General features: G+C 69.4%; 16 protein-coding genes. 9 read left to right on the top strand and 7 right to left on the bottom strand.

Annotated elements, in window-relative coordinates; all coding sequences use genetic code 11:
- Nucleotides 1-29: 29 nt before the first annotated feature.
- The 3 genes from C3E78_RS07445 (at nt 30) to rpsA (ending at nt 5,399) form a co-directional block, all read left to right on the top strand.
- A complete protein-coding gene (locus C3E78_RS07445; protein WP_159085836.1) occupies nt 30-2,393 on the top strand; it encodes a hypothetical protein in 2,364 nt (787 codons plus the stop codon).
- An 83-nt stretch (nt 2,394-2,476) separates the two neighbouring features.
- The gene (locus tag C3E78_RS07450) at nt 2,477-3,727 is read left to right on the top strand and encodes a M18 family aminopeptidase (protein WP_108577690.1); all 1,251 of its coding nucleotides are present in this window, start codon (nt 2,477-2,479) and stop codon (nt 3,725-3,727) included.
- A gap of 208 nt (nt 3,728-3,935) precedes the next feature.
- The gene (gene rpsA, locus C3E78_RS07455) at nt 3,936-5,399 is read left to right on the top strand and encodes a 30S ribosomal protein S1 (protein ID WP_108577691.1); all 1,464 of its coding nucleotides are present in this window, start codon (nt 3,936-3,938) and stop codon (nt 5,397-5,399) included.
- A 56-nt stretch (nt 5,400-5,455) separates the two neighbouring features.
- Here the strand turns inward: rpsA and C3E78_RS07460 are convergent, their stop codons facing one another.
- Complete coding sequence (locus C3E78_RS07460) at nt 5,456-6,775, bottom strand: class I adenylate-forming enzyme family protein (RefSeq protein WP_108577692.1); 1,320 nt, start codon at nt 6,773-6,775, stop codon at nt 5,456-5,458.
- 133 nt (nt 6,776-6,908) lie between these two features.
- Between C3E78_RS07460 and C3E78_RS07465 the strand changes: the two genes are divergently transcribed.
- Nucleotides 6,909-7,805, top strand: coding sequence for an SH3 domain-containing protein (locus C3E78_RS07465; RefSeq protein WP_159085837.1), 897 nt, complete (start codon nt 6,909-6,911; stop codon nt 7,803-7,805).
- Between the two features lie 9 nt (nt 7,806-7,814).
- Nucleotides 7,815-8,426, top strand: coding sequence for a dephospho-CoA kinase (coaE, locus tag C3E78_RS07470; protein ID WP_108577694.1), 612 nt, complete (start codon nt 7,815-7,817; stop codon nt 8,424-8,426).
- On the opposite strand, the gene C3E78_RS07475 is transcribed toward coaE, so the two are convergent.
- The 3 genes from C3E78_RS07475 to C3E78_RS07485 all read right to left on the bottom strand — a co-directional run bounded on the left by C3E78_RS07475 (nt 8,423) and on the right by C3E78_RS07485 (nt 12,995).
- The gene (locus C3E78_RS07475; RefSeq protein WP_235833727.1) at nt 8,423-9,319 is read right to left on the bottom strand and encodes a sigma-70 family RNA polymerase sigma factor; all 897 of its coding nucleotides are present in this window, start codon (nt 9,317-9,319) and stop codon (nt 8,423-8,425) included. The genes coaE and C3E78_RS07475 overlap by 4 nt on opposite strands.
- Before the next feature lie 230 nt (nt 9,320-9,549).
- Nucleotides 9,550-11,691: a S9 family peptidase gene (locus C3E78_RS07480; RefSeq protein WP_108577696.1), complete on the bottom strand. Its 2,142-nt coding sequence runs from the start codon at nt 11,689-11,691 to the stop codon at nt 9,550-9,552.
- Nucleotides 11,688-12,995, bottom strand: a complete 1,308-nt coding sequence (locus C3E78_RS07485; RefSeq protein WP_108580806.1) for a DNA polymerase IV — start codon at nt 12,993-12,995, stop codon at nt 11,688-11,690. Before C3E78_RS07485 ends, C3E78_RS07480 begins: the two co-directional genes overlap by 4 nt.
- Before the next feature lie 121 nt (nt 12,996-13,116).
- Between C3E78_RS07485 and C3E78_RS07490 the strand changes: the two genes are divergently transcribed.
- The 4 genes from C3E78_RS07490 to C3E78_RS18245 all read left to right on the top strand — a co-directional run bounded on the left by C3E78_RS07490 (nt 13,117) and on the right by C3E78_RS18245 (nt 17,417).
- Nucleotides 13,117-14,100, top strand: coding sequence for a DUF4192 domain-containing protein (locus tag C3E78_RS07490; RefSeq protein WP_108577697.1), 984 nt, complete (start codon nt 13,117-13,119; stop codon nt 14,098-14,100).
- Between the two features lie 43 nt (nt 14,101-14,143).
- Nucleotides 14,144-15,622 carry a glutamate-cysteine ligase family protein gene (locus tag C3E78_RS07495; RefSeq protein WP_108577698.1) on the top strand — a complete coding sequence of 493 codons (1,479 nt, stop codon included), beginning with the start codon at nt 14,144-14,146 and terminating at the stop codon, nt 15,620-15,622.
- Between the two features lie 116 nt (nt 15,623-15,738).
- Nucleotides 15,739-17,136, top strand: coding sequence for an RNA polymerase sigma factor (locus tag C3E78_RS07500; protein ID WP_268916162.1), 1,398 nt, complete (start codon nt 15,739-15,741; stop codon nt 17,134-17,136).
- Nucleotides 17,137-17,240: 104 nt separating this feature from the next.
- The gene (locus C3E78_RS18245; protein ID WP_159085838.1) at nt 17,241-17,417 is read left to right on the top strand and encodes a hypothetical protein; all 177 of its coding nucleotides are present in this window, start codon (nt 17,241-17,243) and stop codon (nt 17,415-17,417) included.
- An 18-nt stretch (nt 17,418-17,435) separates the two neighbouring features.
- Here C3E78_RS18245 and fumC read toward each other — a convergent pair whose 3' ends face one another.
- Genes fumC through C3E78_RS07515 form a run of 3 tightly spaced genes read right to left on the bottom strand, consistent with a single transcriptional unit; the run spans nt 17,436 to nt 21,479 of the window.
- Nucleotides 17,436-18,890: a class II fumarate hydratase gene (gene fumC, locus C3E78_RS07505; protein WP_108577699.1), complete on the bottom strand. Its 1,455-nt coding sequence runs from the start codon at nt 18,888-18,890 to the stop codon at nt 17,436-17,438.
- A complete protein-coding gene (locus C3E78_RS07510; protein WP_108577700.1) occupies nt 18,887-20,536 on the bottom strand; it encodes an NAD-dependent malic enzyme in 1,650 nt (549 codons plus the stop codon). The genes fumC and C3E78_RS07510 overlap by 4 nt, the downstream gene beginning before the upstream one ends.
- Nucleotides 20,537-20,591: 55 nt before the next feature.
- Nucleotides 20,592-21,479: an SDR family oxidoreductase gene (locus C3E78_RS07515; protein WP_108577701.1), complete on the bottom strand. Its 888-nt coding sequence runs from the start codon at nt 21,477-21,479 to the stop codon at nt 20,592-20,594.
- Nucleotides 21,480-21,752: the final 273 nt, after the last annotated feature.

Genomic DNA, 21,752 nt, shown 5'->3' on the forward strand with positions numbered 1-21,752 from the left:
GCACGATTGTCTTCGCTGGCATTTCGGGCATGTCCCTCGCAGCGGCGGGGTTCATGGCCCCCGGCGCGCTGGCCGCGAACACGATCGACGGGGACGTCTCGGTCACCAACACCGAGACCGTCCAGGTTCTGATGGACGCGTCAGGCAAGGTCGACACCCAGCGCATCTACGAGCAGGTGGTGCTGCGGGGCAAGGGCAAGGTCGATCTCGCCAACCCGGTTTCCACCAAGGGCCTGCGCAACCTCAACGGCTTCGGCGGGTTCGACGTCCGTGACGGAAACGCTCGCATCAAGACCGACGTGGACGGGACGAAGAAGTACCGCTCGGTCTCGGACTACACCAAGGACCTGCCCTTGAAGTTCGAGGCGACCTATGAGCTCGACGGCAAGAAGATCAAGCCGTCCGACGTCGTCGGCCGGACCGGCCGTCTCCAGGTCACGTACCGAGTGACCAACCAGACCGGCACCGAGCAGGAAGTGACCTACCTCGACGGCAAGGGCAAGGAGCAGACGTCGACGGAGACCGTCGTCGTCCCCATGGTCGGTTCGATGACCACGACTCTGCCGTCGACGTTCACCAACATCGAAACCAACGGCTCCAACTCCGCCGGTGACGGTCGTGGCGGCACGCAGCTGTCCTACACCATGACGCTGTTCCCGCCGATCGGTGAATCCGTGGCCGAGGTCGGCTACTCCGCCGACGTGAAGGACGCGATCATTCCAAAGGCCAGCCTGTCGGCATTGCCGGTCAACGCGATCGAGAACAACTCGTTCAAGGGCGGCGCGGCCAGCTACAAGGGTGGCGCGGACAGCGGCCAGGACCTGACGGCCGGAGCGACCGAGATCGACGCGAACTTGCTGAAGATTCGTGACGGCGCCGTCGACCTCGTCGACGGCCTCTTGCAGCTCCAGGCAGGCGCGAACAAGCTGAGTGCCGGACTGCAGAACGACGCCGCACCGGGCGCCAACAAGCTCGCGGCAGGCGCGAACGAGCTCGACGCCGGCGCGGCCCAGCTCGGTGCCGGAACGGGCCAGCTCAGCGCCGGAGCCACGAAGCTCAACAAGGGCGCCGGCGACCTGTCGGACGGCACCGGCAAGCTGCGCTCGGGAGCCAAGCAGCTCAACAAGGGCGCGGGAGATCTCGCGGACGGGACCGGGCAGCTGAGCTCGGGAGCCAAGCAGCTCGACCAGGGTGCTGGCAGCCTGTCGGACGGCCTTAAAGAAGCGTCTGCGGGTGGCCCCGCGCTGCTTGACGGCGTGGAGAAGCTGCTCGCGGGTGCCCAGCAGGTCGACGCGGGTCTGACGCAGCTCCAGACTGCCGTTGGTGCAGGCGTCGGCGATGCTGCCACAGAGGGCACGCTGCGCAATGGCGTTGCCCAGCTCATCGGGGGCGTCGGCTCTCAGGGCCCGATCCAGAGTGGTCTTCAGCGGTTGGACGGCGCACTGGCCCAGGCGCAAAACCTTCTGGCTACGCTTCCGGACAGCCCACAGAAGGCTGGGATCGGACAGTACCTCGGCGGCGCTAGAGCCGGCATCCCCGAGATCGTCAACGGCCTCAACAGCACGGTTACGGGCGGACTGCAGCAGCTCGATGGCGGTCTGCAGCAGCTCAACGGTCAGGTTGCGGCAGGAGTGGGAACGCCCGGCTCCACGGTGCCGGGCGGCGGTGCAAGCCTCCGCAACGGCACGGGTCAGCTCATCGGGGGTTTGAAGCAGTTGCAGACCGAGGGCGGCAAGCTCGCCTCGGGCCTTCAGCAGCTCTCTGCTGGTGCGGACGAGCTGAAGGCGGGGACCGGTGACCTTTCTAAGGGCGCCGGTGACCTAAACGCCGGTGCAGGCCAGCTCAGGGCCGGGACGGGAGACCTGTCGAAGGGAGCTAGCGACCTCGATGCCGGGGCAGGACAACTGCGGGACGGCACGGGCGACCTGAAGGCGGGCGCGAGCGAGCTCAATGCCGGAGCAGGAACACTCAAGGCGGGAACGGGTCAGCTGGCTGCTGGCGCGGGCACTCTGGCCGCTGGCCTCGGCACCGCCGCGGCCGGATCGGGCGAGCTGGCGGCCGGGCTGGACCAGGCCGCCGAGAGCGCTCCTGCCTTGCCGGAGGGCGCGTCGAAGCTCTCGAAGGAGGGCACCAAGCAGCTGGTCTCGACCGGCAACAAGACGGCCATGGACTACGGACTGAAGTACGCGCTGATCGAGGAGAGCTCCAAGCGGGGGGCCTCCGCCCAGCCGTACGGCAGCCCCGAAGGGGCCACGGCCCTGACGGCGTACAAGTACGAGATCGCTGGTGAGGACGGTGCGGGCTCGGCCAACATGAAGCGGGGCCTCGCCGCCCTCGTGCTGCTGGCCGCTGCCGGCGGGTTCGCCGCCGTGCGACGTCGTGGCCTGATCTAGGACCGCCATACCTGGCAGCGCCGCAGTCCTTCGGGGCTGCGGCGCCGCCGTGTTTCTGCGCAGTGTTCTAGGGTGAGAGCCTTATGACGATCGCTCCCGCTGCCGACCTCTGCGACTTCATCGATCGCTCGCCGACCCCGTTCCACGTGTGCCGCACGGTCGCGGCCGAGCTGACGGGGGCGGGCTACGAGGAGCTGCGCGAGGCCGAGGCCTGGCCGCAGCGGCCGGGCCGCTTCTTCGTCGTCCGCGGCGGGTCGCTCGTCGCGTGGTCGACCGAGGGCGAGACGTCGCCCGCGGACGCGTTCCGTGTCGTCGGGGGACACACCGACAGCCCCAACCTGCGGGTCAAGCAGCACCACGACCTCGTGCAGGAGGGCCTGGGCGTCGTGGCGCTGCACCCGTACGGCGGCGCGTGGCTCAACTCCTGGCTCGACCGCGACCTCGGCATCGCCGGGCGGCTCGCCCTGCGTGACGGCGGGGAACGGCTCGTCCACATCGAGGAGCCGGTCCTGCGGGTGCCGCAGCTCGCGATCCACCTGTCCGCCGAGCGCAAGATCGACCTGGACCCGCAGCGGCACCTCAACGGCATCTGGTCCACGTCGCCGGGCACGTTCCTCGACCTCGTGGCCGACCGGGCGCAGGTGTCCCGGGACGACATCCTCGGCTTCGAGCTGATGACGCACGACACCGCGCCGAGCCGGCTGACCGTCAACGGCGAGCTCGTCAGCGCCCCGCGCCTGGACAACCAGACGACGTGCTTCGCGGGCACCCGCGCGCTGCTCGCCGCGAAGCCGGTCACCGGCGTGCGTCCGGTGCTGGCGCTGTTCGACCACGAGGAGGTCGGCAGCACGTCGGAGCGTGGTGCGCAGTCGGACCTGCTCATCACGGTGCTCGAGCGGATCGTGCTCGCCGCGGGCGGGTCCCGCGACGACTTCCACCGCGCGATCGCCGCGTCGGTGTGCGCCTCCGGCGACATGGCGCACGCGACCCACCCCAGCCACGCCGAGCGCCACGAACCGCTGCACCACATCGAGATCGGCGGCGGTCCGGTGCTCAAGGTGCACCCCAATCTGCGCTACGCGACGGACGCCGTCGGCACGGCGCACTTCGCCCGGGCCTGCGAGCAGGCCGGCGTCCCGCTGCAGCGGTACGAGCACCGGGCGGACCTGCCGTGCGGCTCGACGATCGGCCCGCTCAGTGCCGCCCGCACCGGGATGCTCACGGTCGACGTCGGCGCCCCGCAGCTGGCGATGCACTCGGCCCGCGAGGTCATGGGCGCGGCCGACGTCGATCCGTACGCCGCTTCCCTCGCGGCGTTCCTGTCCCCGGCCTGACGGAGACAGGCAGATCGTCCCGCCACCCCGCTATCGTGCCGGTGGGGGAGTCGCGTACGATTGAGAGTGCGCTGATGGCCTGTGCGTACCTCGGACGTAGCAGGCCCGCACTCGTGCCCTGCCAAGTGATTCTTCCCCGGCATCCTCACGATCCAAGGGCTGTCAGACGTGCCCGACAATTCCACCCATCCATCGGAGCAACTCCTTTATGACTAGCAGCATCGCCCACGTGGCACCCCAGGTCGCGATCAACGACATCGGCTCTGAGGCAGACTTCCTCGCCGCCATCGACCTGACCATCAAGTACTTCAACGACGGTGACATCGTCGAAGGCACCATCGTGAAGGTCGATCGTGACGAGGTCCTCCTCGACATCGGTTACAAGACCGAAGGTGTCATCCCCTCCCGCGAGCTCTCCATCAAGCACGACGTCGACCCCAACGAGGTCGTTTCCGTCGGAGACAGCGTCGAGGCCCTGGTGCTCCAGAAGGAGGACAAGGAAGGCCGTCTGATCCTCTCGAAGAAGCGTGCGCAGTACGAGCGTGCGTGGGGCGACATCGAGAAGATCAAGGCCGAGGACGGAGTTGTCGAAGGCACCGTCATCGAGGTCGTCAAGGGCGGCCTCATCATGGACATCGGTCTGCGCGGCTTCCTGCCGGCGTCGCTGGTCGAGATGCGCCGCGTGCGCGACCTCGACCCGTACATCGGTCAGAAGATCGAGGCCAAGATCATCGAGCTCGACAAGAACCGCAACAACGTGGTCCTGTCGCGCCGTGCCTGGCTCGAGCAGACCCAGTCGGCCGTGCGCCAGAACTTCCTCACCGAGCTCCAGAAGGGGCAGGTCCGCAAGGGCGTCATCTCCTCGATCGTCAACTTCGGTGCGTTCGTGGACCTCGGCGGCGTCGACGGACTCGTCCACGTCTCGGAGCTGTCGTGGAAGCACATCGATCACCCGAACGAGGTCGTCCAGGTCGGCGACGAGGTCACCGTGGAGGTGCTCGACGTCGACATGGACCGCGAGCGCGTCTCGCTGTCCCTCAAGGCGACGCAGGAAGACCCGTGGCAGCACTTCGCCCGTACCCACCAGATCGGCCAGATCGTCCCGGGCAAGGCGACCAAGCTCGTCCCGTTCGGTGCGTTCGTCCGCGTCGAGGAGGGCATCGAGGGCCTGGTGCACATCTCCGAGCTCGCCGAGCGTCACGTCGAGATCCCCGAGCAGGTCGTCCAGATCGGCGACTCGGTCATGGTCAAGATCATCGACATCGACCTCGAGCGTCGTCGCATCTCGCTGTCGCTCAAGCAGGCGAACGAGACCGAGGCCTCGGCCACGGACGACTTCGACCCGACGCTGTACGGCATGACGTCGTCGTACGACGAGCAGGGCAACTACATCTACCCCGAAGGTTTCGATCCTGAGACCGGTGAGTGGCAGGAAGGCTTCGACGAGGCCCGCGCCGCATGGGAGAAGCAGTACGCCGAGGCGCACGAGCGCTGGGAAGCCCACAAGAAGCAGATCCAGGAGGCCGAGAAGGCTGGCCTCGAGGCTGCTGCGGCATCCAACTACTCGTCGGACTCGTCCGCCGGGTCCGAGGACGCCCCGCAGGAGGGTTCGCTGGCCTCCGACGAGGCCCTGCAGGCCCTGCGCGAGAAGCTCACCGGCGGCGAGGCGTAACCACCGCCCGTCACCACGCAGAAACCCCCGGTCCTCGGACCGGGGGTTTCTGCGTGTCACGGGGCCGACAGCTCGGTCCTGCGGACCTTGCCGGTGGCGGTGCGCGGCAGCGCGTCCAGGCGTTCGTACGTCTTGGGACGCTTGGGCGGCGACAGGCGGCTCGCGGCGAGGTCGCGCAGCGTCTGCTCGTCCACGGCACCGACGTACGCCGCGCACACCCGCTGGCCCCACCGTTCGTCGTCGCGGCCGAAGACGGCGAGGTCGACGAGACCGGGAGCGTCCTCGAGCGCTGCCTCGACCTCGGCCGGGTAGACGTTGACCCCGCCGCTGATGATCAGGTCCTCCCGGCGCGAGTCGAGGTGGACGTAGCCGTCGTCGACCCGGCCGAGGTCACCGACCGAGAACGCCGGACCGTCCGGGGTGTCGCGCCACGTCGCGGCGGTCTTCTCCGGTGCGTTCCAGTACGTGAAGCGGGCCCAGGGTGGCACCGCGCACCACAGCTGGCCGTCCTCGTCGGTGGTGACGACGCGACCCGGTCGGGCGCGGCCCAGCGTGCCGGGGCGCGCCGCCCACTCGGCGGCCGGGCAGGCCGTGAACTGCCCCTCGGTCGATCCGTAGAACTCCCACACGGTGTCGACGCCGAACAGCGCGTGCGCCCGCCGACGGATCGGCTCGGGGCACGGTGCCCCGGCGTGGGCGACGAGACGGAACGAGGACAGGTCCGGGCTGACGCCGCGCTCGTCGAGATGGGCGAACAGCCGCTGCAGGTGGGCGGGGACGCAGAACATCGACGTCGGCCGCAGGGTGTCCACGGCGTCGAGGAAGTCGACGGGATCGAAGGCGGGCAGCACCGCGATCGAGCCGCCGGCCAGGATCGTGCCCATCGCGAACCGCAACGGTGCGGAGTGGTAGATCGGCGAGACGACCAGGTCCAGGTCGTCCGCGCAGAACCCCCAGAGCTCACGTTCCTCCTGCACCAGGGCGGCGGCGTCCTGCGGGGACAGCAGGCCGGACCAGACCCCCTTGGGACGGCCGGTCGTGCCCGACGTGAAGTGCATCGGGCGGCACCGCGGGTCGACGGAGAGATCGGTCGCCGGGCCCTCGAGGAGTTGGTCGAGCCCGGCGGCGTCGTCGATCACCAGCGCGGGGGAGACGTCGGCGATGATCCGGTCCCGCTCGTACGGCGTCAGGCGGGGGTCCAGCGGCACGGGGACGATCCCGGAGCGGGAGGCGCCCAGCACGACGCTGACGTACGTCGGTGAGCCCGGCACGGACAGCACCACCCGGTCACCGAGGGTGAGGCCCCGGTCAGCCAGGGCGCCGGCGACGCGGCGCTGATCGTGCTCGCTCTGGGCGGCGGTGAGGACAGGAAGCACGTGGACCTTTCACATCGTGAGACATCAGTCACCGCGGCCCCTGTGGATGGACCGTTCGGCGTGAACTAGCGGTCACAGTATGGTTGACTCGAACGTTGAGTCAGACGTCGTCGACGCACAAGGTGGTCCCTCCGTGGCAGATTCTCGCCACAAGCACGCAGCGCAGCGCCCCCGGCGCACCGTTCGTACCCCCCGCTCCGCACGAGCAGTCGTCCTGCCTCTCGCCGGCCTCCTGGCCATCGGTGGGGTCGCGGGCGTCGCGGTGGCCCAGGGTGGCAACGGTGACTCGCCGGCAGCCGGACCCCAGGCCACGACGACAACGACGACGACCTCGGCGGCTGCGAAGAAGCTGCCGAAGAAGGACCTGTTCGCCGCCTCCGTGAGCCGGGGTCGCGCCCCGGCGACCGTGAGCCGCAGCGCCGAGCGTCCGCCGCTGCCCAACGCCGCGGCGGTCGAGGACACGATTGAGGGCGTGCGCTTCGCGCCGAAGGGGCTCGAGATCCACGCCTCGGCGAAGACGTCGTCGCCCGTGCTGGCCGCGGTGGCACCGGGGGACACCGTCGAGGTCACCGGCAAGACGTCCCGTGGTTGGGCCGAGATCGTGCACAAGGGTCTGCCCCGGTGGGTGAAGGCCTCCAGCATCGCCAAGGAGATGCCGCTCGGCACCTCCCCGTGCGCGTCCGGCTCCGGCCCCGAGAGCGGCCTGCAGCCCGACACCATCAAGGTGCACCGCGCCGTCTGCGCCAAGTTCCCGTCGATCACCAGCTACGGCGGCCTCGCCGGTCGCGGTGAGCACGGCACCGGTCAGGCCCTCGACATCATGGTGTCCTCCGACCTCGGCAGCGAGATCGCCGCGTTCCTGCAGGAGCACCGTGCCGACCTCGGCATCGAGTACCTCATCTGGCGCCAGCAGATCTGGCGTCCTGCCACGTCGCCCAGCTGGCGCGGCATGAGCGACCGCGGCGGCGCGACGGCCAACCACATGGACCACGTGCACGTCACGACCTATGGCAGCTCCGCGATCGGCTAGGGGCCCCGCATGCTGAAGGTCGGGCTCACCGGCGGCATCGGCTCGGGCAAGAGCACCGTCAGCGCGCTGCTGGCCGCGCACGGTGCCGTCGTCATCGACTATGACCAGCTGGCGCGCGACGTCGTCGCTCCCGGCAGCCCGACTCTGGCCGAGATCGCTGCGCGTTTCGGCGACGAGGTCATCGCCGCAGACGGCTCACTGGACCGCCCTGCGCTCGGGGCCATCGTCTTCGCGGACGCCGAGGCGTTGTCGGACCTCAACGGCATCACCCACCCGGCGATCCGTCGGCTGGCCGACGAACGCCAGGACGCAGCCGGCTCCGACGCCATCGTCGTGCACGACAACCCGCTGCTGGTCGAGATGGGTGCCGCGGCCCTGTGTGACGTCGTGGTGGTCGTGGACGTCCCCGTCGACGTCCAGGTCGACCGGCTCACGACGCTGCGGGGGATGAGCGAGGCCGACGCCCGCGCCCGGATCGCCGCGCAGGCCTCACGTGAAGAAAGGACCGGTGCCGCCGATCTGGTGATCGACAACACCGGTCCTCAGGACGAGCTCGCCCTCATCGTCGGGGGAACCTGGGACGAGCTCGTGTCCAGGGCAGCCGCCAAGGCTGCTGTCTAGGCCGCCAGGTCCGGATCGGCGATCCGGCGCAGGGTGGCCAATGACTCGCGCTCGAGCTGGCGGACCCGCTCGGCCGAGATGCCGTGACGCTTGCCGATGTCGGCGAGCTTCTGCTGGCGACCGTCGAGCAGGCCGTACCGGGCCCGGACGATGTCCGCCTCGCGCGGACCGAGGTGGTCCACGAGGGTCGCGATCAGGTGACGCGACTCGTCGTCGAGGACGGCGAAGTCGGGTCCGGGCTGCGTCTCACGCGCGATGAGGTCACCGAGCGACGTGTCGCCGTCCTCGTCCACGGGGGAGTCGAGGCTGACGTGGTCCCGTCCCCAGGCCATCAGGTCGATGACGCGGTCGACGTCCATGCCCAGCTCCAGCGCGATCTCGGCCGGCTCCGGGTCGTACCCGAGCTGACGCTCGAGATTGCGGCGCGCGGCGGTCACCTGGTTGAGCTCCTCGACCACGTGCACGGGCAGACGGACCACACGGGCCTGCTGCGCGATGCCGCGGGTGATGGCCTGACGCACCCACCACGTGGCGTACGTCGAGAACTTGAATCCCTTGGCGTAGTCGAACTTCTCGACCGCGCGGATGAGGCCCGTGTTGCCCTCCTGGACGAGGTCGAGCATCGGCATGGCCGAGCGGCCGTACTTGCGGGCGATCGAGACGACGAGGCGCAGGTTCGCCTGGATGAACTCCTGGATCGCGCGGTCGCCCTCCTCGGCGAGCCAGGTCAGCTCCTCCTCCGTGGCCGACTTGGGCGCTCCGCCCTTCTTGCGGCCGACGCGTCCTTCCTCCAGCAGGTGGCGGGCGAACAATCCTGCTTCAACGGTCTTGCTCAGCTCGACCTCCCGCTCGGCATCGAGCAGGGGAGTGCGAGCGATCTCGGCGAGGTACATGCCGACGCTGTCCTTGCCCTCGGCGGTGGTGTTGCCGGTCCTGGTGCTCACGTGTGCGACTCCCATTCAGTTGCTTGTACATACCAGAACGCGTTCAACCCCGTAAGGATTCCGCTCTCAGTCAAGTCTTAGGGACACCGTGCTATACGCCACGTCGACGACCGACGCGGCGTTGAGCCTGAGGGTTTGCGGTACCGGGAGCTACCGGAAACCCTCAGCGTCGGTCGTGGTCAGCGAGACCGGGCCTGCGTCGCGACGTCGATGATCCACGCGAGCTCCCACGCCCGTTCCTTCCACGACGCGTAGCGGCCGCTGACGCCGCCGTGCCCCGCGTGCATCTCGGTCTTGAGCAGGATCGGCGCGTCGCCGGTCGCCGTCGCCCGCAGGCGGGCCACCCACTTGGCCGGCTCGACGTACATCACCCGGGTGTCGTGCAGGCTCGTGACCGCGAGGATCGCGGGGTAGTCGTGGGCACCGACGTTCTCGTAGGGCGTGTACGACTTCATGTACGCGTAGACCTCGGGATCGTCCAGCGGGTTGCCCCACTCGTCCCACTCGATGACCGTCAACGGCAACGACGGGTCGAGGATCGTCGTCAGCGCGTCGACGAACGGCACCGCGGCGACGATGCCGGCGAATGCGTCCGGCGCCAGGTTGGCGACCGCGCCCATCAGCAGGCCGCCGGCGCTGCCGCCCTCGGCGACGAGGCGGTCCGCCGACGTCCAGCCCTCCTCGACGAGGTGACGTGCGCTGGCGATGAAGTCGGTGAACGTGTTGCGCTTGTGCAGCTGCTTGCCGTCGTCGTACCAGTGACGGCCCAGCTCGCCGCCACCTCGCACGTGGGCGATCGCGAACACGAAGCCACGATCGAGCAGCGAGAGCCGCATGACGGAGAAGCCCGGGTCCATGCTGGCCTCGTACGAGCCGTAGCCGTAGATGAGCGCCGGCGCGGTGCCGTCGCGGGGCGTGTCCTTGCGGCAGACGATCGAGACGGGCACGAGCGTGCCGTCGTCGGCCGTCGCCCAGCTGCGGTGCTGCTCGTAGTCGTCGGGGTCGTAGCCGCCGAGGACCGGCGCCTGCTTGCGCAGGATCAGCTCCCGCGTCTCGGGGTCGTAGTCGTAGACGGACGAGGGGGTGACGAACGAGCCGACGCCGACGCGGATCAACGGCGGGTCCCACTCGGCGTTGGAGCCGACGCCGCTGGTGAACAGCTCCTCGCCGAAGTCGATCTCGGACAGCTCGCCGAGCCCGTTCGGTCCGATCGGGATGATGCCGACGCGCGCCAGGGCGTCCCGCCTGAACGACACGACCAGGTGGCGGGCGAACACGTCGATGTCCTCGAGCCGCACGGTGTCGCTGCCGGGGATCACCACGGTGCGGTCGGTCGGGTCGTCGACCGGGACGGTCACGAGCTCGAAGTTGAGCGCTCCCTCGTTGTGCAGGATGACGAAGCGGTCCTGGCCGTCGATGACGGCGTGCTCGAGCGAGTACTCGACACCCTCCTGACGGGGGAGCACGACCCGGAACTCGCCCTCGGGGTCGTCGGCCTCGAGCACGCGGTACTCGCTCGTGATCTTCGAGCCGAGCCCGATGACGAGGTAGCGCTCGGAGTGGGTGCGACCGACGCCGATGAAGTAGCGCTCGTCCGTCTCCTCCAGCACCAGGACGTCGTCGTTCGTGCTGCCGACCTGGTGGCGCCACACCCGGTAGGGGCGCCACGCCTCGTCGACCGTCGTGTAGAACAGGTGCGTCCCGCCGGCCGACCAGGTCGCTCCGCCGCTCGCGCCGGTGATCTCGTCGGGCAGGATGTCGCCGGTGCGCAGGTCCTTGATGCGGATCGTGTAGCGCTCGTCGCCCTGGGTGTCGACCGACCAGGCGAGGAAGTTCTCGTCGTCGCTGACGCTGAACGCGCCGAGGGAGAAGAACTCGTGGCCCTCGGCCTCCACGTTGGAGTCGAGCAGGATCTCCTCGCCGGGGATCGCGCTGCCGGCGTCGAGCACCGGGGGCGTCCAGTCGTCCGGGTCCTGCACCGCGCACCGGCAACGGACCGCGTACTGCTGGCCCTCGACGGTCCGGGCGTAGTACCACCAGGCGCCGTGACGGGTCGGGACCGACAGATCGGTCTCGAGGGTGCGTGCCTTGATCTCGTCGAAGATCTGCTGCCGCAGCGGCTCGAGGTGCGCGGTCGCGGCGTCGGTGTGGGCGTTCTCGGCCTCGAGGTACGCCAGCGTCGCCGGGTCCTCCTTGTCGCGCATCCACTCGTAGTCGTCGACGAAGTCGTCACCGTGGTGGGAGCGGGTGATGGGACGGCGTTCGGCGACGGGGGGTGCGGGAATGCTGGCAGCGGACTCGGGCGGGACGGACGAGGTCATGCCTGAAACGTACCGCTGTGCCCCGCACCCAGCGCGGGGTCGTCGGCGCGGAACGTCCGCACGGGGCCCGGAGGGGTCCAGCGGGTCTCGAACCGCACCGTCACCCGGCCCAGTCCGGCGCCCCACACCCAGCCGTCCCCGTGGGCGGTGTGGTGCACGTCCATGCCGGGGTACCAGCGGGTGGGGCGCGACGGCTCCTCCGCGCCGGACTCCTCGTCGGCCTCCGGCTCGGGATCGTCCTCGGAGAACAGGTCGTCCTGCACCCAGTCGGCCAGTCCGCTGACGCCCACGCCCAGCAGGCGCAGCCCGTTGCTGATGTCCTCGCCGGCGAGCAGACCCCGCGCCGTGGTCGCCAGGACCCGGGCGTTGTCGGTGGGGTGGGCCAGCGTGGACGAGCGGGTGTGCGTCTCGAAGTCGTGGTGCCGCATCTTGAGGGTCACGGTGCGGCCGGACAGTCCGTTCTTCCGCAGCCGGGCCGAGACGCCGCGCGCCATCCGCTCGATGATCGTCTCGAGCTGCAGGCGGTCGGAGATGTCCTGCTCGAACGTGTCCTCCACGCTGACCGACTTGGCCTCGCGGGACGCGACGACGGGGCGGTCGTCGTCGGCGCGCGCGAGCCGGTGCAGCGACCGTCCGGAGGCCTGCCCGAGCAGGCGGACGAGCTCGTCCTCGCCGGGCGTGCGCAGGTCCTCCACGGTGAGGATGCCGACGCGGCGCAGACGCTCCGCCGTGGCGGGACCGACGCCGGGGATCGCGTTGACCTGCATGGGCCCCAGCACGTCGGACTCGGTGCCCGGCTCGACCACGAACACCCCGTTGGGCTTGTTGATCTCGCTGGCGATCTTGGCCATGAGCTTGGACGAGGCGACGCCCACCGACGCGGTCAGGCCGCCGGTGATCTCGGTGATGTCGGTGCGGATCGTGTCGACGACCTGCTCGACGCGGTCGGGGTCGAAGTGCTCGCCGGCAGCCAGGTCGACGAACGCCTCGTCGAGCGACAACGGCTCGATCAGCTCGGACTCCTCGCGCAGCCGGTCCATGACGAGCCGGCTGGCCTCGCGGTACGCGTCGAAGCGGCCGCCCAGGAAGGCGGCGTGGGGGCAGCGGGCCCGCGCCTCGGCGGTGCGCATCGCGGAGCGCACGCCGTGGACCCGGGCCTCGTAGGACGCCGTCGCGACGACACCGCGCGGGCCGATGCCGCCCACGATGACCGGTCGGCCACGCAACGAGGGTTTGTCACGCTGCTCCACCGAGGCGAAGAAGGCGTCGAGGTCCAGGTGCATGATCGACGCCGTGGACCGCATGAGCACATTGTGTCCTGCGGCGCCGACCGACTTTGTGCACACCCTCGTCAGGTCCGGCGTCCCGTCCACAGGCTCGTCCCGGTGACTGTCGGGCAGGCCCGCGGGTCGCGAGCGTGGGGACATGACCTCCTCTCCTCCTTTGTTCACGGCCCACGACGTCCCCGATCTCATCAACGCCGTGCCGACGCTGTTCGGCTTCCGCGTCGAGGAGTCGCTCGTCGCGGTGGCCACCACCGGACCGCGCAGACGGTTCGGCTTCCGCCTCCGGATGGACGTGCCGCCGGCCGAGAAGGCCGCTGCGGTCGCCCGGAAGGTGGTGGCCCACCTCACCAATCACGGTGCCGAGGGGGCGATCGTCATCGCCCTCACCGAGCACCAGGAGGCTGCGCTGCTGGTCCTCGACGCGATCCATGACCGGCTCGAGCAGACGCCCGGCATCGAGCTGATCGTGCGGGCCCGGGCCGACGGCGAGCGGTACTGGACCGACGAGCCGGGGTTCCCGCCCGTGGGCCTGCCGTACGAGACGTCGGACCACCACCTGTCGGTCGTGCAGGCCATCGCGGCCGGCCAGCAGATCCTGCCGAGCCGTCAGGCGCTGGTCGACCGGTTCAAGCCGGTGACGGGGGTGCGACGACGCTGGCTCGAGCACGCGGCGGCGACGGTTCTCGACGAGGTCGTCCCCGAGGTCGCCCGCACCGCCCCCGGCGAGCTCGCTGCGACCGGCATGGCGGTCGTCGCACCGATCCTCGACCAGGTCCGCGCCAGGGAGCAGGTCTCGGACGCCGACCTGCTGCGGCTCGCCGCGTGGGTGTCCACCGTCTCGGTCCGCGACGAGGTCTGGGGGCTGATGACCCGCGCCAACGCCGAGGAGATGCTCGCGGCCCTCACCGTGGTGTCGTCGAGAGTGGTGCCTCCGTTCGAGCCCGCGGTGCTGAGCCTCGCGGCGTTCGCGGCGTGGCTCACCGGCGACGGGGCCCAGGCCCTCATCGCGGTCGAGCGGGCCCTGGAGGTCGAGCCCTGCTACTCGATGGCCGGGCTGATCCTCGAGATCCTGGAGCGCGGCATCTCGCCGGAGAGCTGGGAGGGTCTGCCCGCGGCATCGTGATCGACAGCGGGCCGTCGGCGTCCGATCGCTCTACGCTGTCGGCATGGGACAGGATGTCGAGGCACGCGAGTTCAGCCGCGAGGACCGTACGCTCTACCGCGCCAAGGTCCGCCGGTGCCTCGACGTGTTCGCCAGGATGCTGGGGGAGCGGGACTTCTCCTTCGAGCACCCGCACGTGGGGATCGAGATCGAGTTCAACCTGATCGACGCCGCGGGCGACCCGACACTGCGCAACCACGACGCCCTCGCCGCAATCGCGGACCCGGACTTCCAGACCGAGCTCGGCCTGTTCAACGTCGAGATCAACGTGGCACCCACCCGCATCGACGGGGCGGGCCTCGACGAGCTGGAGTCCACGCTGCGGGACGACCTCAACGCCGCGCAGGCCAAGGCGGCGACGGTCGACACCAACCTCATGATGATCGGCATCCTGCCGACCCTGCAGGAGGGCCACCTGAGCCGCGAGGCCATCTCGGCCAACCCCCGCTACCACCTGCTGTCGGACCAGATCCTGTCCGCGAGGGGCGAGGACATCGAGATCGTCATCGACGGCGTCGACCGGCTGGCCACGACCGCCGACACGATCATCCCCGAGGCGGCGTGCACGAGCACCCAGCTGCACCTCCAGGTCGAGCCGGACGACTTCGCGCCGATGTGGAACGCCGCCCAGGCCATCGCCGGGGTGCAGGTCGCCGTCGGTGCGAACTCGCCGTTCCTGCTCGGCCAGCAGCTGTGGCACGAGACCCGCATCGCGCTGTTCGAGCAGGCCACCGACACGCGCAGCGAGGAGCTCAAGACCCAGGGCGTCCGCCCCCGGGTGTTCTTCGGTGAGCGCTGGATCACCTCGGTGTTCGACCTGTTCGAGGAGAACGTCCGCTACTTCCCGTCCCTGCTGCCGATCGTCGACGAGGAGGACCCGCTCGAGGAGCTCGAGGCCGGGCGGGTGCCCACCCTCTCTGAGCTCCGGCTGCACAACGGCACGGTCTACCGGTGGAACAGGCCCATCTACGACGTCGCCAACGGTCGCCCGCACCTGCGCATCGAGAACCGGTTGCTGCCCGCCGGGCCGACCGTCGTCGACACGATGGCCAACGCTGCACTCTTCTACGGGCTCGTCACCGTCCTCGGCACGAGCGAGCGCCCGGTGTGGTCCCAGCTGTCCTTCCGTGCCGCCGAGGACAACTTCCACCAGGCGGCCCGGGCCGGCATCGACGCGGACGTCTACTGGCCGGGGGTCGGGACCGTCGCCGTGCGCGAGCTCGTCCTGCGCCAGCTCCTGCCGCTCGCCCACGCCGGGCTCGAGCAGATGGGGGTCGACGCCGCGGTGGGGGACCGGCTGCTCGGGGTCATCGAGCAGCGGTGCATCACCGGCCGCAACGGCTCGACCTGGCTGATCGACGAGTTCCGCCACCAGACCCGCAGCGGCCCCGATCGGGCCGCGGCGATGCGGGCCACGACCCTGGCGTACGAGCACCACATGCACGAGGGGCAGCCGGTCCACCTCTGGCCGACCCACGCCTGACACGCCGCGCCTGAGAAGACCCTGAGATGGAAACCCTTGGCGGCCCATGTCACACTGGATCCAGAGGTTGACCACAGGCCTCTTTGTTGCGCCCATCTACCGTTTGTGAGGTTGACGTGCCGGTGAATCCCGCTTCTGGATCTCGTCTCGGCGTCGTCAAGAAGCTCCTTCCGGGAGCCTCCGAGGACGAACCTGGTCCGGCGACCGAGAAGAGTCCGGCTCCGGCCCAGAAGACCGCTGCCAAGAAGACCACATCCCCTGCGAAAACAGAAACGACCGTGACGAAGACTTCAACGAGCCCCGCCAAGAAGACCGCAGCCAAGAAGGCTCCGGCCAAGAAGGCGCCCGCCAAGGGCGCCAAAGCTGCTGAGGAGGGCACGGTCCCCGCGGCTGTGGACCTTGCCGAGGCGCTCGAGACCCCCGTCGTCGACGGCACCGTCCAGGTCGACGCCCAGGGCAAGAAGATCCTGCCGGACATCCCCGACGAGGAGTTCGAGAAGGACCTCGCGACGGACCCGACGCTGAAGGAGGACGAGAAGTCCTCCTACACGCTGTCCGCGGCCGACGAGTCCGACGAGCCGGTCCAGCAGGTCATGGTCGCCGGCGCGACCGCCGACCCGGTCAAGGACTACCTCAAGCAGATCGGCAAGGTCTCGCTGCTGACCGCCGGTCAGGAGGTCGAGCTGGCCAAGCGCATCGAGGCCGGCCTGTTCAGCGAGGAGAAGCTCGCCAAGGGCGGCCGCCTGTCGGAGAAGACCCGCGAAGAGCTCGAGTGGATCGTCGTCGACGGTCGCCGCGCCAAGAACCACCTGCTCGAGGCCAACCTGCGCCTCGTGGTCTCCCTGGCCAAGCGCTACACCGGTCGCGGCATGCTCTTCCTGGACCTGATCCAGGAGGGCAACCTGGGCCTGATCCGCGCGGTCGAGAAGTTCGACTACACCAAGGGCTTCAAGTTCTCGACGTACGCGACGTGGTGGATCCGTCAGGCGATCACCCGCGCGATGGCCGACCAGGCCCGTACGATCCGCATCCCGGTCCACATGGTCGAGGTCATCAACAAGCTCGCGCGCGTCCAGCGCCAGATGCTGCAGGACCTGGGCCGTGAGCCCACGCCCGAGGAGCTCGCGATCGAGCTGGACATGACGCCCGAGAAGGTCGTCGAGGTCCAGAAGTACGGCCGTGAGCCGATCAGCCTCCACACGCCCCTGGGCGAGGACGGCGACTCGGAGTTCGGCGACCTCATCGAGGACTCCGAGGCCATCGTCCCGGCCGACGCGGTGTCGTTCACGCTCCTGCAGGAGCAGCTGCACGCCGTGCTGGACACGCTCTCCGAGCGTGAGTCCGGCGTCGTCTCGATGCGTTTTGGCCTGACCGACGGCCAGCCCAAGACGCTCGACGAGATCGGCAAGGTCTACGGCGTGACGCGCGAGCGCATCCGTCAGATCGAGTCCAAGACGATGAGCAAGCTGCGCCACCCGTCCCGTTCACAGGTGCTGCGCGACTACCTGGACTGAGACCCGGTCCCACAGGAGCCCGGTCCTCGCTGCGAGAGCAGCAGGGGCCGGGCTCGTGCCATGTCGCGAGCACCGCGTCCGGGCGCGATGGATAGTCTGAGCGCGTGCTCACCATCTCTGACCGTCTGCTGCTGGGTGCCGCTGCGATCGGCGTCGTGCTGCAGGTGCTGGACATCGCGACCGGATCGCGGTCCTGGGTCCCCTTCGCGATCCTCGCGGCGTGGGTCGCGATCGGTGCCTGGGTCGTGCTGACCGCGCGCAGGCGACGCGACGCACCCTGACGCGCGATCGCTCGGGGGTCACGCCCCCGCTACCCCGGATCCGATCATCGTCTCGGGCTTGACGATCTTGTCGAAATCGTCCTCGGACACGTGACCGGATGCCACGGCGGCCTCCCGCAGGGTCTGCCCGTTCGCCAGCGCGTCCTCGGCGATCCTCGCCGCGTTCTGGTAGCCGATGGTGGGGCTCAGCGCGGTGACGAGCATCAGGCTGCGATCCACGTAGTCGGAGATGGCGTCGCGGTTGAGGTCGGTGCCGTCGACGGAGTACAGCCGGAACCTCTCCATGCCGTCGGCGAGGATGCGCGCGGAGTGCAGGAACGAGTTGATGATGATCGGGCGCATCGCGTTCAGCTCGAAGTTGCCCTGCGAGCCCGCGAAGGCCACCCCCGAGTCGTTCCCGAGGACCTGGATGGCGATCATCACGATCGCCTCGCACTGGGTGGGGTTGACCTTTCCAGGCATGATCGACGACCCGGGCTCGTTCTGCGGCAGCAGCAGCTCGGCGAGGCCGGTACGTGGTCCGGACGCCAGCCACCGGGTGTCGTTGGCGATCTTCATGAGCGCGACCGCCAGCGAGCGGAGCGCGGCGTGGGCGCGCACCATGGCGTCGAGGGAGCCCTGCGCGGCGAACTTGTTGGGTGCTGTGGTGAACGGTTTCCCGGTGAGCTCTGCGATCTGCCGTGCGACGTCGACGCTGAATCCCGGTGGCGCGTTCAGGCCCGTGCCGACCGCGGTGCCGCCGATGGACAGCTCGAGCAGCGCGTCCCTCGCGTGCTCGATGTCGCTGACGCACGTCTCGAGCTGGGCGGCCCACCCGGACCACTCCTGCCCGACACTGAGCGGGACGGCGTCCTCGAGGTGCGTCCTGCCGATCTTGACGACGTCCATCCAGCCGTCGGACTTGCGGGTGATGCTGGCGTGCAGGGCGCGCAGCTCCGGCAGCACGTGGTCGTCGATGAGCGACAGGGCAGCGATGTGCATCGCGGTGGGGAAGGTGTCGTTGCTCGACTGCCCCATGTTGACGTCGTCGTTCGGCCCGACGGGTTCCTGGGAGCCCAGGGTTCCGCCCACCAGCTGGATGGCCCGGTTGGCGAGGACCTCGTTGACGTTCATGTTGCTCTGCGTGCCGGAGCCGGTCTGCCACACGAACAGGGGGAAGTGCTCGTCGAGCCGGCCGTCGATGGCCTCGTCGGCGGCGCGGACGATGGCGTCCCGCTTCCAGTCGGGCAGCCGGCCGGCGGCGTTGTTGACCAGCGCCGCCGCTTTCTTGACGTAGCCGTACGCGTGGTAGACGTCCTTCGGCATCCGGTCGCCGCCGATCGAGAAGTGCTGCAGCGACCGCTGGGTCTGCGCACCCCAGTACCTGTCGGCGGGTACGTCGACGCTGCCCATGCTGTCGAACTCGCTGCGGGTGCCGTCCGCGTCGATGCCGATCGGCACGTCGTGCACGGCGGGCGGCTTCTTCGCGCTCATTCGGCGCCCTCCTGCTCGGGGTAGACGGGCTGCCACATGGCATCGAGCACCGCCTGGACGAGATCGTCGTGCGTCTGCGTCGCGACGCCGTCCCTCGCGGCCGCCTCGGCGACGGCCACGGCGACCGTGGCGGACGAGGCCCTCAGGTTCGCGACGTCCGGCAGGAGGGACGCGCCGCGCTCGGACACGTCGACCTGGCCGGCGACCGCCTCCGCAGCAGCCAGCAGCATCCCGTCGGTCACGTGGGTCGCGCCCGAGACGAGGGTTCCCAGCCCCAGGCCCGGGTAGAGCAATGCGTTGTTGCCCTGTCCGATGCGGTAGGACACGCCGTCGTAGTCCACGGGTCCGACGGGGATGCCGGTCGCGACGAGGGCCCTGCCCCTCGACCAGGGGATGGCGTCCGACGGCATCACCTCGATGCGGCTGGTGGGGTTGGACAGCGGAAGGAGGATGGGTCGGTCGACGCCGTCGATCAAGGCCTCGACGACGTCACGGGTGAACGCACCGTGGGCGGTCGACGTGCCGATGAGGATGGTCGGCTTGACGTGCTTGACGACCGTCAGGAGATCGATGGGTGCCGCTCCCCAGTCAGGGACCTCTGCAGCCGGGCGCGCGTAGGCGCGTTGGTAGTCCGGGAGGTCCTGCATGTCGTCCGTGACCAGACCGTGGCGGTCGATCAGCCAGACCCGGCTCCTGGCCTCCTCGGCAGTGAGGCCGTCTCGTCGCATGGCGGCCGAGATCTGGTCCGCCATGCCGGTCCCGGCCGTCCCGGCGCCGAACACGACGAGTCGCTGGTCGGCGAACGACTCGCCGGTGACCTTCAGGCCGGAGATGACAGCTGCCATGACGATCGCCCCGGTGCCCTGCATGTCGTCGTTGAAGATCCTGTACGTGTCGGCGTGGTCGACCAGGATCCGGCGGGCGTTCGAGGGTCCGAAGTCCTCGAAGTGCAGCAGCGCCAGAGGGAACAGCTCCGCGGCCGCGGCGAGGTACGTGTCGATGAAGGCGTCGTAGCGCTCGCCCCGGACCCGGGCGTGCCGGTTGCCGAGATACATGGGGTCGTTGAGGAGGTACTCGTTGTCGGTCCCGACGTCCAGGTTGACCGCGACGACGCGGCGCGGGTCGATACCGGCAGCCGCGGTGTAGATGGCGAGCTTTCCCACGGCGATGTCCGTGCCGTTGACGCCCCAGTCCCCGATGCCGAGGATCTCCTCCGCGTCGGAGGCGACGATGAGGTCCACGTCCTCGGGTCCCAGCTCGAGGCTCTTCAGCGCACCGGCGACGTCGTCGGGGGAGTCGATGGACAGATAGACCGCCCGCGACTGCTGGTAGTCGTGGGACCACTGCTGGATCGCGTCGCCGATGGTGGGGTCGTAGACGATCGGGAGCAGCTCTGACAGGTGGTCCGCCAGGACGCGGTAGAAGAGGACCTCGTTGCGGTTGTGGAGGTTGCTCAGGTATCGGTACCGCGCGAGGTCCGTCGGCTCGCGTTGCAGCTGCGCGTACGTGCGGTCGGCCTGCTGGTCGAGGGTCTCCTCCGCCGACGGCAGCCGGCCGACCAGCCCGAGCCTGCGGCGCTCGGCGGGGGTGAACGCGGTGCCGCGATTGGTGGACGGGTCTCGCAGGGTTCGTTCTGCTGAGTCCATGGGCTCATCCTTCGGGTGTGCTCCCCGGCCGCCAGGAGAGGCGACCTCACGGCTCCTAAGGAGCGGGGATCGGGTCCTGGTCGTCGCGCAGCTGCTCCGGCATCATGTCGAACGCCTGCTGGATGCCGGCGTTGCGCTCGCCGAGGCCGTCCGTGGTCTTCTTGTCCCACGGCGCCTCGATGAGCTTCTTCGTCTCCTCGATCATCGACTTTGGCTCGAGGTTGCGATACGTGTCGACCTCTCCTGCGGCCAGCGCGGTGAGCGTGGCGTAGACGGGCTCAGGGTTGAACTGGGCGCGGGGGAAGGCCAGCTTGGCGTAGTCGAACAGCCGTTGCGACGGGTCGTCCTCCCAGCTCTCCCAGGTCTGGAAGATCCGATCGTTGAAACCGGTGAGGAACGGGCCGGGGTTCATGGTGGCGACCTCGATGCCGAACTCCTGCAGCTCGTCCTTCATGCTCTCGGCGATCGCCTCGAGAGCATGCTTGGACGCGGCGTAGATGCCGGTGAACGGGTTGACGTTCAGGCCCTCGCGGGACGACACCCAGATGATCCTGCCCTGGCCGCGCTGCACCATCTGCTTCGCGATGCCCTGGGTGAGCAGCAGCGGCCCCGTCACGTTCACCTCGAACTGGTGCCGGATGTTCTCGCCGGGGATGTCGAGGGTGGAGCCGCCCTCGCCCACGCCGGCGTTGTTGACGAGGATCTCGATGTCCCACTGCAGGGCCTTGCGGCGGTCTCCCTCATGGGTGACGTCGAGCTTCTCGACCTCGAGGGTCACGCCGCGCTCCGCGGCCTGGCGCTTGAGGGTCTGCATCTGGCCGTACACCTCGACGGCCGCGACGACGTCGAAGCCCTTCTCCGCGAGTCGCATCGCGACCTCGTAGCCGAAGCCGGTACCTGCACCCGTGACGAGCACCTTCCTGAGTTTTGCTGAGCTGGCCATGTCACCATTCCTCGGATCTGTACGGGCCCCGAAGGCAACGCCGGCGGGGTTGCCGGGGGCTCGTCGGTGGACCTGAAATCGACTGTATGGCGGCTTCGATCGTGGCGAAACAAGCACTTGCGCACACCTGTCGTGCAGATCTGCAGGACCGTGACGCGTCGTCGCGACGCGCTCCGGGCGCCTGTGTGACAGCCCGCCACGCCCTGATTCTCCAAGGGACACGGGCCCTTGCGCGATCTGCGTTAGACTGCCACGACCATCGACGAGCCTCTC

The sequence above is a fragment of the Aeromicrobium chenweiae genome (genome assembly GCF_003065605.1).
In the GTDB taxonomy this organism is placed as follows: Bacteria; Actinomycetota; Actinomycetes; order Propionibacteriales; family Nocardioidaceae; genus Aeromicrobium; species Aeromicrobium chenweiae.

Excerpts from the sequence above, each read along its gene's own strand:
- C3E78_RS07445 (WP_159085836.1), top strand. The coding sequence starts at position 30 with ATGTCCCTCGCAGCGGCGGGGTTCATGGCCCCCGGCGCGCTGGCCGCG.
- C3E78_RS07450 (WP_108577690.1), top strand. The coding sequence starts at position 2,477 with ATGACGATCGCTCCCGCTGCCGACCTCTGCGACTTCATCGATCGCTCG.
- rpsA (WP_108577691.1), top strand. The coding sequence starts at position 3,936 with ATGACTAGCAGCATCGCCCACGTGGCACCCCAGGTCGCGATCAACGAC.
- coaE (WP_108577694.1), top strand. The coding sequence starts at position 7,815 with ATGCTGAAGGTCGGGCTCACCGGCGGCATCGGCTCGGGCAAGAGCACC.
- C3E78_RS07475 (WP_235833727.1), bottom strand. The coding sequence starts at position 9,319 with ATGTACCTCGCCGAGATCGCTCGCACTCCCCTGCTCGATGCCGAGCGG.
- C3E78_RS07480 (WP_108577696.1), bottom strand. The coding sequence starts at position 11,691 with ATGACCTCGTCCGTCCCGCCCGAGTCCGCTGCCAGCATTCCCGCACCC.
- C3E78_RS07485 (WP_108580806.1), bottom strand. The coding sequence starts at position 12,995 with ATGCGGTCCACGGCGTCGATCATGCACCTGGACCTCGACGCCTTCTTC.
- C3E78_RS07490 (WP_108577697.1), top strand. The coding sequence starts at position 13,117 with ATGACCTCCTCTCCTCCTTTGTTCACGGCCCACGACGTCCCCGATCTC.
- C3E78_RS07495 (WP_108577698.1), top strand. The coding sequence starts at position 14,144 with ATGGGACAGGATGTCGAGGCACGCGAGTTCAGCCGCGAGGACCGTACG.
- fumC (WP_108577699.1), bottom strand. The coding sequence starts at position 18,890 with ATGAGCGCGAAGAAGCCGCCCGCCGTGCACGACGTGCCGATCGGCATC.
- C3E78_RS07510 (WP_108577700.1), bottom strand. The coding sequence starts at position 20,536 with ATGGACTCAGCAGAACGAACCCTGCGAGACCCGTCCACCAATCGCGGC.
- C3E78_RS07515 (WP_108577701.1), bottom strand. The coding sequence starts at position 21,479 with ATGGCCAGCTCAGCAAAACTCAGGAAGGTGCTCGTCACGGGTGCAGGT.